The sequence below is a fragment of the uncultured Algoriphagus sp. genome (assembly GCF_963974835.1).
GTDB lineage: Bacteria > Bacteroidota > Bacteroidia > Cytophagales > Cyclobacteriaceae > Algoriphagus.
The window spans coordinates 96,624-112,750 of record NZ_CAXBET010000006.1; the positions used below are offsets into that span (position 1 = coordinate 96,624).

The window sequence follows — 16,127 nt, forward strand, 5'->3', positions numbered from 1 at the left end:
GCTTACATCGGGCATCGGTCATCTGACACCCAACAATAATATAGACAACAAATCTCAAATCAATACAATGCAACTTTTGAGCGAACAGGAAATAGAAAGACGTAAAGATCGGGAAGAACTGATGAAGCTAGGAATCAATCCCTATCCAGCTGAGGCTTTTCCTATCAATGTCACTGCGGAGGATATTCATCGTAACTATGAAAATCGCAAGAATGACTACAAGAGCATTTCTATAGCAGGTCGTCTGATGAGCCGTAGAATTATGGGTTCAGCTTCGTTTGGCGAGATTCAGGATTCTACTGGCAGACTACAATTTTATGTTCGCCGTGATGATATCTGTGAAGGCGAAGACAAAACTTTATATAATTCAGTTTTCAAGAAGCTTTTGGGAATCGGCGATTTTCTAGGCTTGAAAGGCTATATTTTTACTACGCAGACAGGAGAGATTTCTCTTCACGTGACGGAAATGACTGTGCTTTCGAAGTCGGTAAAGCCACTTCCTGTGGTGAAGCGGGACGAGGATGGCAATGTACACGATGGATTTACTGATCCTGAGATGAGATACCGCCAGCGCTATGTGGACTTGACAGTGAACCCTGAAGTGAAGAAAACTTTCATCACACGCTCAAAAATCATCACGCAAATGCGTCGCTATTTCGACGATCATGGATGGCTGGAAGTAGAGACTCCAATCCTGCAAGCTGTGCATGGTGGAGCTGCTGCACGTCCATTTGATACGCATCACAATACCTTGGATATGCCGCTATTCCTGAGAATAGCGAATGAGCTATACCTGAAGAGATTGATCGTAGGTGGATTTGATGGGGTTTATGAATTTGGGAAAATGTTCAGAAATGAAGGCATGGACCGTACACACAATCCAGAGTTCACTTCGATGGAAATCTATGTGGCCTACAAAGACTACATCTGGATGATGGGAATGGTAGAGGAAATGATAGAGCAGGTGACAGAAGCTATTCACGGAAAAACCAAGATTAAGGTAGGCAATAATGAGATTGAATTTGCCGGTCCTTATAGAAGATTGACCATGTACGATTCCATTAAAGAGTATACTGGCGTGGACGTGAGTAAGATGGATGAGGAAGGTCTTCTCAAGGTTTGTGCTGAAATGGGCATAGAGACTGACGCGACTATGGGTAAAGGTAGATTGGTTGATGAGATTTTCTCTGAGAAAGTTGAGTCACATTTGATCCAGCCTACCTACATCACGGATTATCCGATAGAGATGACTCCGTTGGCGAAAAAGCATAGAACCGAGCCAGGTTTGGTGGAGCGATTTGAATTGTTTGTAAATGGTAAGGAAATCGGAAATGCCTACACCGAGCTAAACGATCCTATCGATCAGCGTGAGCGCTTTGAGGATCAGTTGAAACTGGCTGAGCGTGGTGATGACGAGGCGATGGCGATGGACGAAGACTTCCTTCGTGCCTTGGAATATGGCATGCCTCCGACCTCAGGGTTGGGTATCGGTATCGATCGTCTGACTATGTTGATGACTAATAATACTACCATCCAAGAAGTATTATTTTTTCCTCAGATGAGACCTGAGAAAAAGCAGGTGGAAATGACTGAGGAAGAAAAAGGCATATTCGAATTACTTAAAGCGGAATCTCCAGTGGCTATTGCCGATCTAAAAGGGAAAGCTGGACTTAGCGGGAAGAAATGGGATGTGGCAATGAAAGGCCTTACAGGCAAGGGAGTTGCTAAAGTGACTAAAGAGGGTGATTCGATCACAGTATCACTTGTCGACTAATCCAACTTGATATAAAAGTAAAAACCGGGCTGTGAAGCTCGGTTTTTTTTTGTGGGATACTTTTTAGCGCATGTTAGTTTTATGGTAAAACCTTTCAACTTAAGTCAATAAACCCGCTATAAATCCAATTAGATAAAAACAGTAGAAAATTATTTAAACAGTTTTCTTTAATATCCCTTTCTCCACACTTTCATTAATTAGATTCTCGGCGTAGTTCCATATTGAAGTCGAACCCTCTTTGATTACTTTTTTCTTTTGATACACTTTTTCGTACGGAACATCATATTCTGCCCATGTTCCACCTTCGTTTGATGTGTTTTGTAATAATGGCTCAAACCTGTCCATAGATTTAGCAAATTTCGCTTCATCTGTCAAGCCCTCTTCAAACTCCTCCCAAATGGCAATGAATTCCGCTGCCTGCTCTCTGGGTAAAAGCCCAAATATGCGCTTAGCGGCAATTAATTCTTCCTCTGTATTGGTATGGTTTTTTACACTGTCATAAATAAAGGTATCACCGGCATCAATTTCAACGATGTCATGAATCAAGACCATTTTTACAACTTTGAGCACGTCAATAGGTTTGTCAGAATGCTCCGCCAAAACAATCGTCATCATGGCTAAATGCCAACTATGCTCAGCATCATTTTCATGTCTATCACTGTTAAATAACCTAGTTTTACGCTGAATGTATTTCAACTTATCTATTTCTTTGATGAAGTTTACTTGTTTTAATAAATTCTCGGTATTCATTGTTAGTCAGTTATTTTAAAGTTCATATCGCCTAATCGAAGGTTTTCTAGTCGAATATATATGGTCAATCCCTTCGCAATTAGGTCCGAATACTGTGGCTATCTATCGAATATACTTCTCCAGCTCCAAAAACTTTCGGCTAGGTATCATCCCTTTATTGATTCCCAGATTAGCGCAATTTCCTTTCAGCCTAGTTTTGATTTTACTCGTAGTAGGATCAGTTGATCTTCTTCTGTAAATTGAATTTCGAGCTAATTTCCCTTAAAAAATGAATCCTTACAAACCTGAAGCTTACAATTCACTTTCACCTTATTTGATCGTCGATGATGCGCCTAAATTAATTGATCAGCTTAAAGCGATTTTCGGTGCAGAAGAACTGAGAAGATATGATCGTCCAGATGGTTCCATTATGCATGCTGAGTTAAAGGTGGATGACTCAGTGATCATGATTAGCAACGCTACCTCGGCATATCCGCCAAACAAAACCATGCTTCACATGTATGTGCCGGATGTGTTCTCGACTTTGTACAAAGCCATTGAAATTGGCTGTGAAGTAATTGAGAAACCTGTTAATAAAGAAAATGATCCTGATACTAGAGGATCATTTTATGATTGTGCCGGCAATTACTGGGCAGTAAGTACCCAGATGAGTTGAATTGAAAAAGGCGGCTGAGTGCTTTTCAAGTTCTCTGAGTAGCATTTATCCTTTCCCGTAACACTTCACTTAATTGAAACCGATGATTTTCAGGTATAATAACGGTTTTAAAATACTACAATATATTCAAATGAGTAGGAATTGACTCCCTTACTCATTTGAACTATTGTTCAATAGGGAAATATAGGCTTATTTCTGTTCCCTGGCCTGGTGTACTACTGGCACTAATGTATCCGCGATGGTTCTGCATGATTTTTTTGCACAAAGCAAGACCTACTCCAGATCCACTATACTCATTAGAGCGGTGCAAACGGGTAAACACGTTGAATATGGACTCTGCATGCTTCTGATCAAAACCAATTCCGTTGTCCTTCAATATAATCAAATGGTGCAAATCATCTGAACCGTCAGGATATGGAACGGGCTTGTTGTGTCCTGAGATAGAAATTTTGGTAGGTACCTCAGCTTTGGCATATTTGATTGAATTTGAAATAAGGTTGGAAAAAAGCTGCTTAAGGAAAAATGGAATTCCTTTTACCTCAGGAAGATTTTCTGTCTCAATTGTAATAAATTCAGAATCATCGCTTAGTTCATTTCCCACTTCGTTTACCAATTCATTAAGATCTACAGTTTCAAAATCATCCTCAGAATATTTCAGGCGAGTGTATTTCAAAATATCCTGAAGCAAAGTGCGCATTCGTTCTGCTGAGAAATTAAGTCGCTTGAGCGAGTGATGTACAGTATCAGACACTTTATCTTCGAACAACAAATGGGAAGAGATCAGCTGCATCTTGCGAAGTGGCTCCTGAAGGTCATGAGAACTAATCCAGTTCATGTTTTCCAGTTCGGCATTTGCCTCCTTGAGCATCTCACTTAGCTTTCGGTATTTTTGTTCTTCCTTCGTTATTTTAATCAGGTTAATCTGTCTCTGAAGGCCATTTGCATAAGCTGCAGCAGTATCCAGTTCGGGCTGAAGCCACGGCTTACTGGTGCAATCCACGAATTCCTTCCAAAGTTTAAATGAATTTCTTGGAGAAAGACCTTTTTCGTCAAGTATAATTGACTTATTCGGATCACCTGCCCAGTTGACCTCGGTTTTTGTTTCGGGTCTGTACCAGATAATTGAATTGTTTCCCTCAATATCCAATGAATGATAGATTGCTCCAGCAGTATTTTCGCAAACTGCTCTATGATCTGGAAGCAAATCCACCATTTTGTTCGTGCTATAACTGGTATGATCAGATATACTACCGAAGTAATTTGATAAAAACATGATCTCCTGATCTGAAGGAGTGTTTCCATTTTTGTAAACTTTGCCTTCAAAAAACAGCGATACGCCGCTGGCATTACAAATCTTCAGAAGTTCGGGTTGTTCAATAAAATGATTAAATGACTCTGGATCATCAGAAATCTCAAATGCATTCAATATGTCAAAAGCTGCATTGACTTTTCTTGATACTTCGTATTCTTCATTTGATTGCCTTAAATCAATCTGCGAAGTAATAAAATGCCCTTGAAGCTGAGCAGCAAGCCGTAATTCAGGTGTCAGATTTTTCGGAGAATAATGATGACACGCGATCAGTCCCCATAGTTTCTGTTTGTAAATAAGGGAAATAGTCAATGTGGCGCCTACGCCCATATTGTGCAGATACTGCACGTGAATAGGAGAAGTGCTACGCAAAATAGAAAGACTGAGATCGAGGTTTTTCTCTTGCTGGTCATCTATCGTATATATAGGCACTGGAGTATAATCAATATCGGTGATCATCCTAAGAAGATTTCTCATGTAGAGCTCCCTAGCCTGCGGTGGAATATCCGTATGTGGGTAGTGCAGCCCTAAGAAAGGCTCCAAGTCCTCACGGCAGCTTTCTGCAATCACCTCACCGTTGTAATTGCTGTCAAACCGATATACCATCACCCGGTCATAACCGGTGATGTCCCGGGTTCCTTTGGCCACCAAACTACATAGATCTTTAAGGCTATGCGTGGTGTGCATGTAGGAAAGGAATTGGGAAGTATTATCGTATACTTCGTTTGGTAGCTTAGTGATCTTATTTACAGGCTCAGCTTCCAAAATAAATGTTGAGTCGCTTTTGTGAACAGTGCAAAGAAAATCCTTTCCAAGAAGGGTTGTTCTCAACAACAGAGAAGACAACATTTTATCTTTGGATATATATTCCTGTAAATCTAATTTGGCTTTTTCGCCGAAGATTTCGGGGAAGGATTTCCCCAATATGTCTATGTAACTGATTCCAATGAACTCGGATGAATTGGCGCTGCAATAATCTATTACGAGTGAATTTATGTCTAATCCGATGAGAAATCCATGGGGCTGAATACTTCCGGGAATATGAATGGGTTCCTGCTCACAGTTGGTAAGATTGACTATATCCCTGTTTACAATGTCCTTTAACTTCATAAAACTATCTGCTGGTATTTGCTATAAAATGATTCTTGATTTTTTGAAATGCAAAAACTGCTCCCTCAATAATCTCACCACTAGTGTTGTGGGTTTTTTCGTGGGCTACTAAAACTGCCAAAAAATTTTTCCAATATGCACCCGTTTGATCACCATATCCATTAAAATAGGCAGCTCCAGTATGGAAATCATATCCAAGTGTTTTCAATATGTGTTTTGATATAATTCTTCCTCCCAATGTGGATCCCTCCAGCACATAGAGCATTCCTAAAGCAAAACCTACAGAGATGTTTTCCATTCCCTCCAGTACATTAATGGAAGTATGTTTTGGGTAGCTTAATTGACTAAAATCCTGCTCAATCCATCTGGCTTTCTTCCGGTCTTCCAAATCTGGGACATAATCATGGAGTAAAGGAAATAGGGTTGACTCCACCGAATAGATGATGTCATGCATCAGATCAAGATACTTGAGATATTCCTCAGAAGTCACATCTGCCTTGAGGATGGATTTGGAAATAGACAAGCTTTCCAGGTCCTGATGGAGCTCAGAAGTAGCTTCTTTGAGTCTTTGTGGTAAAAAAGAGGTCAAAACTTGGGCACTCATACAATATTAATACGGTCAATTAAAATTGTACAAGTAATTACTTTGGTCAGCGATGAAACTACTCCAATTTATTTGAAGCGAATGTTCAATTGATTTACGCAGGTCTTTGAAACTACTTGCTTTAGGGATATAAAAATTAGCTCCTAATTCACGTGTTTTCCGAATGATGAATTCATCCCTTGTTGTAGAAAACATAATAATTGGAAGGCCAGAATGTTTCTCAGATTTCCTTACAGTCTGAAGGATTTCCAGACCATTCATTCCAGGCATATTGATATCCAGAAAAAGCAAGTATGGATTTGGCGGAGGGTTATCAAGTGCTTGCAACAATTGATGCCCATCCATATGAGTTACAACAGCATAGTCTTCAGTTATCATATTCACGATAGTCTTGAAAAACTCCAAGTCATCAATGTCATCGTCAGTATAAAATATTGTTAGCTTCTCGTTCATATATAAATTGGCAGCACAACTAGCTAGTGTTGAATTCGCAAATATACCACAAATAATATTGAGGTAATGCGAAATTTGACTGATGGTCTGTGCATTAAAGATTAGAGATAATTTTGGACAGAAAATCGAATATTAATTGTTCGGTTTCTGATTTGTCACAAGTTTAGATAAGGGGACTTAATCAATTATCATGAACCTTGTTTTTCCGCATACCCGAATACTTTTTGTAATAAAAATGTGCTTCTAGCTGCTGCTGATTCCCGGATTTTCAATTCTTCTATAGCGATTTCATGGAAGAGACCATCAATCGCTTTCTTTGTTACGTAGGTAGATAAGTCAGCTTCTATAGGCGTGACAAGTGGCACCTTGTTGTATTTGGTAATCAAGTCACTCCAATATTTTGTAGCACCTACTTTATCAAGACTGGATTGAATGACAGGTTTAAATTTAGACTCTAGGGAACTTGTGGTTTTGCCTTCGAAATATTGAGTAGCAGCATCATTTTGACCTAGCAGAATGTTTTTCACATCTGTAATTGTCATTTGCTTGATGGCATCTACAAATATTGGCTTTGCCTCTTTGGCAGCATCTTCAGCTGCTCGATTAACACTCAATATCACTTGATCACAAACAGATCCTAAACCTAAGGATCGGAGTGTATTCTCTACTTTTTTTGCTTCATCAGGAAATAATATCTTCACTGCGATATTTCCGAAATAGCCATCCTCCTTGGATAGTTCCCCTGAAGCGTAGCTCGTACCATATTCTAAGGCTTGTTTCAAGCCGGAATTAATCTCTGAATCTGTAGGAGTGCCTAGATCCAGGGATTTACTTATCTGACTTAGCGTATCACATCCTCCAAGAAAAAGTACGCTAAGTAGAATGAATGAAATAGATAGCTTTTTGTATTTGGATTGTTGAAATTTCATAGGAAGTAGCTTGGTTGGAGTTCTTTACTTTCAACAATGATACCCAAATTTGTTTTCGTTGATAATTAAACAATGATCAAACAGCAATTAAAAATTTTGATTCACTGCTTTCATCATCACTTTGTTTGGCGGATTTGAGCAGAAAACTTAAAGTAGTAATCCAAGAAGAAGTAAAGCTGAAATTTTTCATTTTATTAATAACTACGTTCAATTTTTTGAGATATGATAATTATTAATTAAAATGGATGATAATATGTTAATGAAATGAATCTCAGACTTAATTCAGAATTCGGCACACTCAAGGCTGTTTTGATGCATAGACCAGGAAAGGAAATTGACAGGCTCACTCCTTACAATAAAGAATTTCTCCTTTTTGATGATGTGCCCTATCTTGAAGCTTTGCAGCGGGAGCATGACACTTTTTCCAATTTGATCAAAGAATCTACTGGGGCTCATGTCTATCAATTGCGCGAGTTGCTGATACGGGTGCTTTATGATCAGGAAGTCTTGCTTAACCTCCTGAAGGAATCTTTAAAACGCTCGGGAATGGTTCATCTGGCTGAGGCAATTCTGGTTAGATATTCCACAGCAGAGTGTGCAGGGATCCTTACAGCTGGACTGAAGGTTCATGAATTAAGAAAGAAAATTCCCAACCTCAATGCAGGAGAATTAATGGAATTCGCATTTGTCATATCTCCGTGCCCTAACTTATATTTTCAGAGAGATCCTATGGCTCTCACTCCTGGAGGAATTATCTTTTCAAGTATGCGAATGGAAGGAAGACAGCGAGAAGCGGATTTGCTTAGGACTGTTTTTGAAAACCATCCTGATTTCAAAGAAAATATCAATAAACTCTATCCAGTGGCTACACATGACAATCCTCCAAGTATTGAAGGGGGAGATGTTATAATATTGTCTCATAAAGCTGTAGCGATCGGCAATTCGGAGCGGACTGATGAAAAGGCGATCTACCATGCAGCTAAGGCAATGCTGGCTGAAGGGACTGTGGAACGCGTTTATGAAGTTCATTTGCCTAATAAAAGACAGTTTATGCACTTAGATACGGTGTTTACTATTTTGGATGAAAACTTAGTTTTGACTTATCCAGATGCGATGAACGCTGTATTACAGACATCACTCTTTACGCTGAAGGAGATTAAGGATGGAAAAGTACACATCAAGCGTGAAGTACTTAAGGAGTCCTTGCTAACTGTTTTGGAGAGGGAAATTCCTCATCTCGAAATTTTGCATACTGCAAATGGAAATCCTGACTATGCGATGCGTGAACAGTGGTTTGATGGAGCAAATGTCTTTGCGATCGGTCCACGCAGAGTAATATCATACAACCGAAACATCCATACTAATAGAGCTTTGAGGAATATGGGGGTTGAAGTATTGGAAATTCCTTCCTCTGAGCTTTCTCGGGGTCTAGGAGGACCAAGGTGTATGACTATGCCGATAAGCAGGTCGCGGGTGTAGTGGAAATTTGGAAGAAAAAATTCTAATTATTCCTCTTTTCGAATTCAAACTTTAAACTTCTCAGCTTCTCTAGTTGTCAAAGAATGATCTTCTTCTCGATACTTTCAAATCCTGAAGAATCGTCGATTTCACACGGATATCAATATTGTAAGATGTGAATCTGCCGAAAGGAATCCAACTGACATTCATCTGCCAGCAGTGCAAATCTCTAGCTATACTGATCATAGTTTGGGTAAGCTCTTTTGTCTGAGCATCAAAACCTGTGTTGAAGGTCATTTTCCACTTTTCAGACAATGAAAAATCTCCGTTCATACTGATCGTCTGCGTAATATTCTTTCTCCCTGTTACCTGCTTGCTGTATGAAAGAACGTATCCGAATGATAAATTCCATGGAATATCCCAATCTATGTATTGGCTTGGGTCAGTGGCAATCCGATTTATCTCACTTTCTACAAATTCATTCATTATGCCTCCCTGCTGCATAAATTCGCTCGTTATTTCATCCCGGACCTCAGCTGGATTTTGGGCATTGCTGGGATTTATGGAAGCATTCATGTTCAGTGAAGCACTTCTAATAGTGCCTATTCCCTGACCATTTTTCCAGGCATATTCATTTATAGATCGGATTGATGGTGTTCCATTTGTGGTGATAAATGGTCGAGTGGCATAGGGATCCAGCGTAGAACTCATATTTACAGATAGTTTTCTGTCAAAAAAACTGGTCCTTGCACTGATGCGTATAGGAGCAAGTGCAAAAGAGTCAGCCGCAAAATTATAGTTGGAAGCCAAATCAATGTTTTCTAACAGGGAGATCTTCTTGGTGGGATTATCACCAGTGGAGTCTTCTTTGTTCAGGATTTTGGCTTCCAACACACTACGGATATTGAAACTCATGGATCTGCTTTCTCCCAATGGGGCACCACCATAAGAAAAGTTTGCATGCCTGGAATATATACGGGTGTCCCCTTCTTCATTTATCCGGACGTTCTGATAGTAGCCAAACGAAGGATCTGAAAAATCCGGAGTGAAGTTGAAGCCAACTGAAGGCTGAATATGCTGCCGAATTGTTTTGATTTTCCCTTTTTTGAAATCAAAGTAGCCATAGATGTTAGTGGCCATGCTAAACGATGTAGAATAGAAAGTCACCCGGTTAAAGCCATCTTCCAGAATTTTGTCTACCCGCTCTTCTTCAGGATTATAGAAGTAATTAATTCTTTTGAGATACCAAAGTTCAGTTAAGTTGGCAGAAGCTGTACCTGTGAAATATTTGAAGAGTGTGAAATTAGAACTTACCGGAATCCTGTTTCTCACCCCGTTATTTGCGTTTTCGAGCAGATAAACAAAGTTGGATGGAGTAAATTTTACTAAATCCGGTTCATCAAGATTTTCCACCAAATCTGGATCTACACCGAAATTTTGTTCCACCTTATTGGTAATAGTGTTCTGCAGGTCCAGTGTATATCCCACATAGAAGGTTTTCAGCGGCTCAAATTTTGCGTTTTTGAACGGGCTTTGCCGATTCATACTCACGTTCATGGTCGGCAAACTGAGTTGTACTTCACCTGTCTGCACACTTTGGGAATGCCTCATACTTGCTGACATAGAGAAAGGCGTTCCGGTAAAAGTCTTGGTGTAGTTTATATTCGAAGATAGATCGGAAGTTACATTGTTGGTGTAGCTATTCGGGTTGATGATATTGTTGAAATAGCTGGTGGAACCTGCGTTTACCGAAGCAGAAAAATTACTATTACCACGGGATACAGGTGTATGAGACCATTGAATACGGAAGGTATTGTAATCGACAGGGTTTAATTCGGTTTCCGGAGATTTAAATTTCTGGAAGTCAATATTGAATGATCCGCCAAATCGATAGCGTTTTTTATAGACAGCCTGTGATTTGAGCCCATATCCGCCGTTTGAATAAATATCCCCGGTCACTCTCGCATGGATATAATCGTTGATTGCAAAATAGTAGCCCAAATCACGCAGATATAATCCTCTCTTTTGTTCCTGTCCATAGGAAGGGAAAATAATACCTGACGCCTTTTCTTCAGGTGTGTTGGGAAGTATTCCAAAAGGCAGTCCTAGGGGTGTGGGGATGCCGTTAAAATACAGGTTGAAAGGTCCTGCTACAATTTGTCCATTGTGCACAGATTTGATTTTATTGGCCGCTACATGGTAATGTGGAGTAGCTAGCGTACAGGTAGAGTAGTAGCCATTTGCTAAGTAAACACTTCCGTCCTCTAATTTTTTAATCGTTTCCCCTCGCAAAATACCATCTTGCTGTTCGGTGACCACATCCTTGATGATGGCTTTTTGGGTTTTAAAGTTGTACCGCATTTCCTTACGGATTTCATACGATGCGTTCCCATCCTTGAAAAATGGATTTCCGGTTACATTCCCTAAACTATCCGTAACTCCGGAAGCATAAAGCTCTGAGTTTTTCCAGTCTATGACAATAAGGTCTGCTTCCAATCTCATTGTACCGTACTCGAACCAAGCTTGGTTGTAGAGATAAACTTTGTTTTCTGTAAAATCGGAAACTATACTATCTTCTCCATAGTAGGTGATATCTGTGGAGATATCACTCCTAGGCATAATTTTTGTCGAATCAGATAACGCGAGCGTATCAGTGGAATTAGGCAAAGTGTCTAATGCTGCTAAGTCTAGCGAAGGCGGCATCAGCGTATCGGGAAGCGTCAAAGGCTTTTCATCAACTTTGCGAATAGGGTCTTGCGCAGTCGCCACCAGCGGAACAATCAATAGCCCATAAAAGCAAAATAAAAAGAGCCTGAATCCCTGCACTGTTGCTTACGCTTTATTTAATTTGAGTGAAATTTCGTGTAAAGTTAATTTTATTGCCCTCATGGAACGGTCCAAAAACAAAAAAATTCTCCTTAGTTTAATTTTATGTATTCCCTTCTTATTTGGTGGATTTATCACTAACGATTCAATGATGCCGATGTTTCGGATGAAAAAAATCGTGCTTGATGCAGGTCATGGTGGTAAAGATCCTGGTAATCTGGGGTCTAGGTCGAAGGAGAAAGACATCAATCTTGCTGTCACACTTTTGGTTGGTAAGTACATTAAGGAAAATCTTCCAGATGTTGAAGTAGTTTATACTAGGAAAGATGACAGCTTTCCGGCCTTGAAAGATCGACCTATGATCGCTAATAATAACAAGGCAGACTTATTTGTATCAATTCATTCCAATTCTGCGGCAAATAAATCTGCGTATGGTACTGAAACCTTTGTGATGGGTACCAAGCATTTTGACGCAAACTTTGATATAGTTAAACGCGAAAATTCTGTAATCCTTCTGGAGGACAATTACGAGGAAAACTATGAAGGGTTTGACCCTGCTTCCCCAGAGTCCTACATGATGTTTAATTTGATGTCAAAAGTACACTTCGAAAACTCAGTGACATTAGCAGATAACGTAGAGACCCAGTTTAGAGAAAGAGTAGGGAGAAAAAGTCGTGGAGTAAAGCAAGGTCCTTTCTATGTGCTTTGGACCCCGTCCATGCCCTCAGTTTTAGTAGAATTGGGATTTTTGTCTAATTCAACAGAGGAGCAATTCCTTATGAGTCAACAAGGCAAGGAGTATATGGCTTCAGCAATTTATAGATCCATCCGTGATTATAAAGAAGCTGTTGAGTCAAATTAATTTTAAAGCAAATTACAATTAATTAACATCCGCCCTTTTCGTCAGAAAAGGGCTTTTTCTTTAAACAATGTGAATACGACTGGATACTTTCCTTTACTTACTTACCCAATTCCGGACTTCACAATTGTTTTTTTAACTTAGGATAAACCATTCTAACTGATAGTTGGTTTTTGAATCTTAACCCAAATTTGACTAACGATGCCGACTACAGGAAATTCCAGCCCGTCCATGGACAATTTACTTGAGGAATTACGAGAGAAATACGAGCAGGTAAAACTGGGTGGAGGTGCCAAGAGAATAGAAAAAGAGCATGCAAAAGGGAAGCTCACAGCCCGTGAGCGAATTGATTATTTGCGTGATGAGAACACTGATTTTTTAGAAGTTGGGGCTTTTGTCGCCGATGGCATGTATCAGGAGGAGGGAGGTTGCCCATCCGGTGGCGTGGTCACAGGAATTGGCTATGTGAGCGGGAGAATGTGCATGATTGTCGCCAATGACGCGACCGTGAAGGCAGGTGCATGGTTTCCCATGACAGCCAAGAAAAATCTTCGTGCTCAGGAAATAGCCATGGAAAATCGAATTCCTGTGATTTATCTGGTAGATAGCGCAGGAGTTTTTCTCCCTATGCAAAATGAGATCTTCCCGGACAAAGAGCATTTTGGAAGACAATTCCGAAACAATGCACAAATGTCTGCGATGGGAATTATACAAGTTGCCGCGATCATGGGGAGCTGTGTGGCTGGGGGCGCCTACTTGCCGATTATGTCTGACGAAGCTATGATAGTGGACAAAACAGGTTCTATTTTCTTGGCAGGATCCTATTTGGTGAAATCAGCAATCGGTGAGACGATTGATAATGAAACACTTGGTGGAGCGACTACACACAGTGAAATCTCTGGTGTGACGGATAATAAATACGACACAGATCAGGATTGCCTGGACGCGATCCGAAAGATTTTTGATAAAATAGGTCATAATCCTACTGCTGGTTTTGACAGGATTGATGTAAAGAAGCCAGGATTAACCGATCAAGAACTGATAGCGTCATTTCCGACTGAGCGAGTGAAACCTTATGATATGCTCCAGATTGTGAAAGGACTTGTGGACGCTGGAGACTTTGATGAATACAAGGAAGACTACGGCAAAACATTGATTTGTGGCACTGCGAGAATCGATGGCTGGGCAGTGGGAATAGTAGCGAATCAGAGGAAGATCGTCAAAACTGCCAAGGGTGAAATGCAGATGGGAGGAGTGATTTATTCTGACTCGGCAGACAAAGCTGCACGGTTTATCATGAATTGCAACCAGCGTAAAATCCCACTTGTTTTTTTGCAGGACGTCAGTGGGTTTATGGTAGGGAGCAAAGCAGAGCATGGGGGGATTATTAAGGACGGCGCCAAAATGGTAAATGCCATGGCAAATTCAGTCGTTCCAAAATTCACTTTTATACTTGGCAATTCTTACGGAGCAGGTAATTATGCCATGTGTGGCAAAGCATATGATCCCCGCTTGATCTATTCCTGGCCTACTGCTCAGATGGCAGTGATGTCGGGTGCGGCGGCGGCAAATACCTTACTTCAGATCAAAGTTGCAGGATTGAAGAAAAAAGGACTGGAAATAACACCTGAGGATGAGAAAGAATTGCTTGATGAAATCACTTCCAAATACAATGAGGAACTCAGTCCATATTATGCTGCTTCCAGACTTTGGGTAGATGGAGTAATTAATCCTACAGAGACCAGGAAAGTGATCAGTATGGGAATAGAAGCTGCAAATCATGCTCCAAAAACTGAAAGATTTAATGTAGGAGTGATCCAAACTTAGGATGAATTTAGTATCTTATTTTACAGTTTTAGCCCATTATCCGCAGCCTTTTGACTATGAGTGAGTTGACACCTGGAGAATTAAATGCCTTGGTATCCTTATTGGATGATTCTGATCGAGAAGTAAGAATGCACGTTCGTGATCGGATTATTTCTCTGGGCAATGACATTATTCCTTTTTTAGAGAAAAAATGGGAGAATAGTTTTAATCCGGATATTCAGAAAGAGATCGAGGAGTTGGTACATGACTTACAGTTTTCTCTCTTGAAAGAAAGGCTGATAGACTGGAGAGATACGGATGATCGGGATTTGCTTACCGGACTTTGGATCATCAATACTTATCAATATCCGGATCTCGAATATGCAAAGCTAAATGCAGAAATGCATCAGATTTATTTCGATGTCTGGACTGCTTTTAAAAGTGATTTGACTCCTTACGAACAGGTGCGTGCCATTAACAATGTCTTGTTCAATACGCTCCGTTTTTCTGCCAATAGCAAGAATTTTCACTCTCCTGCCAATAGCATGCTTTCTTCGGTATTGGATTCAAAGCGTGGAAATCCACTGACCTTGTGCTCTATCTATTTGCTAGTAGCAAAGAAGCTGGGCTTGCCGATTTATGGGGTTAATCTTCCCAACCTGTTTGTACTTACTTATAAATCTGCGGATGTTACCTTTTACATCAATGCCTTTAACAAGGGGTTGATATTTAGCAGAAAGGATATTTTTAATTATTTGGAGCAGTTGAAAATAGAGCCAAAGCCAGAATACTTTGAGCCTTGCGGGCATTTGCAAATGATGATAAGAATGTTCAGAAACTTGGAAAATGCTTTTGAGAAACTCGGTGAATCGGATAAAGTCGAGGAAATCAAAGAATTGATAGAGCTGTTGAACGCTTAATAAGTCTTGACGTTGCAGCCTACTGCTCTGGCCTGTTCAGGTGTCGGTGCCTCCCCTTTTAAGATAGAATCAATTGCTCTATCCAAGTAGTGAGCGGATACAGCCGTTTCTGCCTGAGGGTTATTGTCAAGTGCTCCTCTATAGTTTACCTTTCCTTCCGGAGAAAGGAAGATAACTTCCGGGATTTTGGTAACATTAAAGTGTTTGGTGAGTGCCTGTTTTTCATCGATCAAATAAGGAGTGTTGATATCAGATTGATCAATGTAGTTACGCATCGCAGTTTTGTCATCCTCATTAGTGCTGACTTCCGGGTTGACCAAAATAAATGTAAATCCCTGACTTTGATATTTAGTGCGCAATGCGACCAAGCGCGATTCATACATTTTGGCAAAGGGGCAAGCCAGGCTGTGAAAAATCAGAATTAATCCTTTTCCTTTTACCTGTGACTGTATATTAATTACTTTGCCGGTGACGGCATCCGTAAGATTGATCGTTTCCAGGCTTTGAGCGGAAAGTGAATAAGTAGCAAATAGGAGTATTAGGATTAATATGTTGAGTTTTTTCATATGTTATAGTTTTTTTCTAGTCCTCCCAATTAATCTTGGCAGGCTTAAGGACTTTCAAGGAAGGCGGCTACTTTGTCTTTTTCCTAATGTTAACCCTGTCTGTAGCAG

At 40.2% G+C, this 16,127-nt stretch carries 13 protein-coding genes; 6 read left to right on the forward strand and 7 right to left on the reverse strand.

Features of this window, described 5'->3' with window-relative positions; translation table 11 throughout:
* The first annotated feature begins 67 nt into the window (after nucleotides 1–67).
* Complete coding sequence (gene lysS, locus AACZ73_RS13150) at nucleotides 68–1,774, forward strand: lysine--tRNA ligase (RefSeq protein ID WP_339878481.1); 1,707 nt, start codon at nucleotides 68–70, stop codon at nucleotides 1,772–1,774.
* Nucleotides 1,775–1,927: 153 nt separating this feature from the next.
* On the opposite strand, the gene AACZ73_RS13155 is transcribed toward lysS, so the two are convergent.
* Nucleotides 1,928–2,524 carry an HD domain-containing protein gene (locus AACZ73_RS13155; protein ID WP_339878482.1) on the reverse strand — a complete coding sequence of 199 codons (597 nt, stop codon included), beginning with the start codon at nucleotides 2,522–2,524 and terminating at the stop codon, nucleotides 1,928–1,930.
* A gap of 268 nt (nucleotides 2,525–2,792) precedes the next feature.
* On the opposite strand from AACZ73_RS13155, the gene AACZ73_RS13160 reads away from it, so the two are divergent.
* Nucleotides 2,793–3,179: a VOC family protein gene (locus tag AACZ73_RS13160; protein ID WP_339878483.1), complete on the forward strand. Its 387-nt coding sequence runs from the start codon at nucleotides 2,793–2,795 to the stop codon at nucleotides 3,177–3,179.
* Nucleotides 3,180–3,342: 163 nt separating this feature from the next.
* Here AACZ73_RS13160 and AACZ73_RS13165 read toward each other — a convergent pair whose 3' ends face one another.
* From AACZ73_RS13165 to AACZ73_RS13180, 4 genes are all read right to left on the reverse strand, one after another.
* Complete coding sequence (locus AACZ73_RS13165; RefSeq protein WP_339878484.1) at nucleotides 3,343–5,598, reverse strand: ATP-binding protein; 2,256 nt, start codon at nucleotides 5,596–5,598, stop codon at nucleotides 3,343–3,345.
* Between the two features lie 4 nt (nucleotides 5,599–5,602).
* The gene (locus tag AACZ73_RS13170) at nucleotides 5,603–6,202 is read right to left on the reverse strand and encodes a biliverdin-producing heme oxygenase (RefSeq protein ID WP_339878486.1); all 600 of its coding nucleotides are present in this window, start codon (nucleotides 6,200–6,202) and stop codon (nucleotides 5,603–5,605) included.
* A 15-nt stretch (nucleotides 6,203–6,217) separates the two neighbouring features.
* Nucleotides 6,218–6,655, reverse strand: coding sequence for a response regulator (locus AACZ73_RS13175; protein ID WP_339878487.1), 438 nt, complete (start codon nucleotides 6,653–6,655; stop codon nucleotides 6,218–6,220).
* A 188-nt stretch (nucleotides 6,656–6,843) separates the two neighbouring features.
* Entirely contained in the window at nucleotides 6,844–7,584 is a 741-nt protein-coding gene (locus AACZ73_RS13180) for a DUF4197 domain-containing protein (RefSeq protein ID WP_339878488.1), read from the reverse strand.
* Between the two features lie 264 nt (nucleotides 7,585–7,848).
* Between AACZ73_RS13180 and AACZ73_RS13185 the strand changes: the two genes are divergently transcribed.
* On the forward strand, nucleotides 7,849–9,063 hold the full coding sequence (locus AACZ73_RS13185) for an arginine deiminase family protein (RefSeq protein ID WP_339878489.1): 1,215 nt from the start codon (nucleotides 7,849–7,851) through the stop codon (nucleotides 9,061–9,063).
* 69 nt (nucleotides 9,064–9,132) lie between these two features.
* Here AACZ73_RS13185 and AACZ73_RS13190 read toward each other — a convergent pair whose 3' ends face one another.
* Nucleotides 9,133–11,811: a putative LPS assembly protein LptD gene (locus AACZ73_RS13190; protein ID WP_339878490.1), complete on the reverse strand. Its 2,679-nt coding sequence runs from the start codon at nucleotides 11,809–11,811 to the stop codon at nucleotides 9,133–9,135.
* Between the two features lie 118 nt (nucleotides 11,812–11,929).
* On the opposite strand from AACZ73_RS13190, the gene AACZ73_RS13195 reads away from it, so the two are divergent.
* The 3 genes from AACZ73_RS13195 (at nucleotide 11,930) to AACZ73_RS13205 (ending at nucleotide 15,453) form a co-directional block, all read left to right on the forward strand.
* Nucleotides 11,930–12,730, forward strand: coding sequence for an N-acetylmuramoyl-L-alanine amidase (locus AACZ73_RS13195; RefSeq protein WP_339878492.1), 801 nt, complete (start codon nucleotides 11,930–11,932; stop codon nucleotides 12,728–12,730).
* Between the two features lie 198 nt (nucleotides 12,731–12,928).
* Entirely contained in the window at nucleotides 12,929–14,554 is a 1,626-nt protein-coding gene (locus AACZ73_RS13200) for an acyl-CoA carboxylase subunit beta (protein ID WP_339878494.1), read from the forward strand.
* A 56-nt stretch (nucleotides 14,555–14,610) separates the two neighbouring features.
* Complete coding sequence (locus AACZ73_RS13205; RefSeq protein ID WP_339878496.1) at nucleotides 14,611–15,453, forward strand: transglutaminase-like domain-containing protein; 843 nt, start codon at nucleotides 14,611–14,613, stop codon at nucleotides 15,451–15,453.
* Here AACZ73_RS13205 and AACZ73_RS13210 read toward each other — a convergent pair.
* A complete protein-coding gene (locus AACZ73_RS13210) occupies nucleotides 15,450–16,019 on the reverse strand; it encodes a redoxin domain-containing protein (RefSeq protein WP_339878498.1) in 570 nt (189 codons plus the stop codon). The two genes, AACZ73_RS13205 and AACZ73_RS13210, sit on opposite strands and share 4 nt — an antisense overlap.
* Between the last annotated feature and the right edge of the window lie 108 nt (nucleotides 16,020–16,127).

What these genes read in the sequence shown, in the direction of transcription:
- lysS (WP_339878481.1), top strand. Translation starts at nt 68, where the DNA reads ATGCAACTTTTGAGCGAACAGGAAATAGAAAGACGTAAAGATCGGGAA.
- AACZ73_RS13155 (WP_339878482.1), bottom strand. Translation starts at nt 2,524, where the DNA reads ATGAATACCGAGAATTTATTAAAACAAGTAAACTTCATCAAAGAAATA.
- AACZ73_RS13160 (WP_339878483.1), top strand. Translation starts at nt 2,793, where the DNA reads ATGAATCCTTACAAACCTGAAGCTTACAATTCACTTTCACCTTATTTG.
- AACZ73_RS13165 (WP_339878484.1), bottom strand. Translation starts at nt 5,598, where the DNA reads ATGAAGTTAAAGGACATTGTAAACAGGGATATAGTCAATCTTACCAAC.
- AACZ73_RS13170 (WP_339878486.1), bottom strand. Translation starts at nt 6,202, where the DNA reads ATGAGTGCCCAAGTTTTGACCTCTTTTTTACCACAAAGACTCAAAGAA.
- AACZ73_RS13175 (WP_339878487.1), bottom strand. Translation starts at nt 6,655, where the DNA reads ATGAACGAGAAGCTAACAATATTTTATACTGACGATGACATTGATGAC.
- AACZ73_RS13180 (WP_339878488.1), bottom strand. Translation starts at nt 7,584, where the DNA reads ATGAAATTTCAACAATCCAAATACAAAAAGCTATCTATTTCATTCATT.
- AACZ73_RS13185 (WP_339878489.1), top strand. Translation starts at nt 7,849, where the DNA reads ATGAATCTCAGACTTAATTCAGAATTCGGCACACTCAAGGCTGTTTTG.
- AACZ73_RS13195 (WP_339878492.1), top strand. Translation starts at nt 11,930, where the DNA reads ATGGAACGGTCCAAAAACAAAAAAATTCTCCTTAGTTTAATTTTATGT.
- AACZ73_RS13200 (WP_339878494.1), top strand. Translation starts at nt 12,929, where the DNA reads ATGCCGACTACAGGAAATTCCAGCCCGTCCATGGACAATTTACTTGAG.
- AACZ73_RS13205 (WP_339878496.1), top strand. Translation starts at nt 14,611, where the DNA reads ATGAGTGAGTTGACACCTGGAGAATTAAATGCCTTGGTATCCTTATTG.
- AACZ73_RS13210 (WP_339878498.1), bottom strand. Translation starts at nt 16,019, where the DNA reads ATGAAAAAACTCAACATATTAATCCTAATACTCCTATTTGCTACTTAT.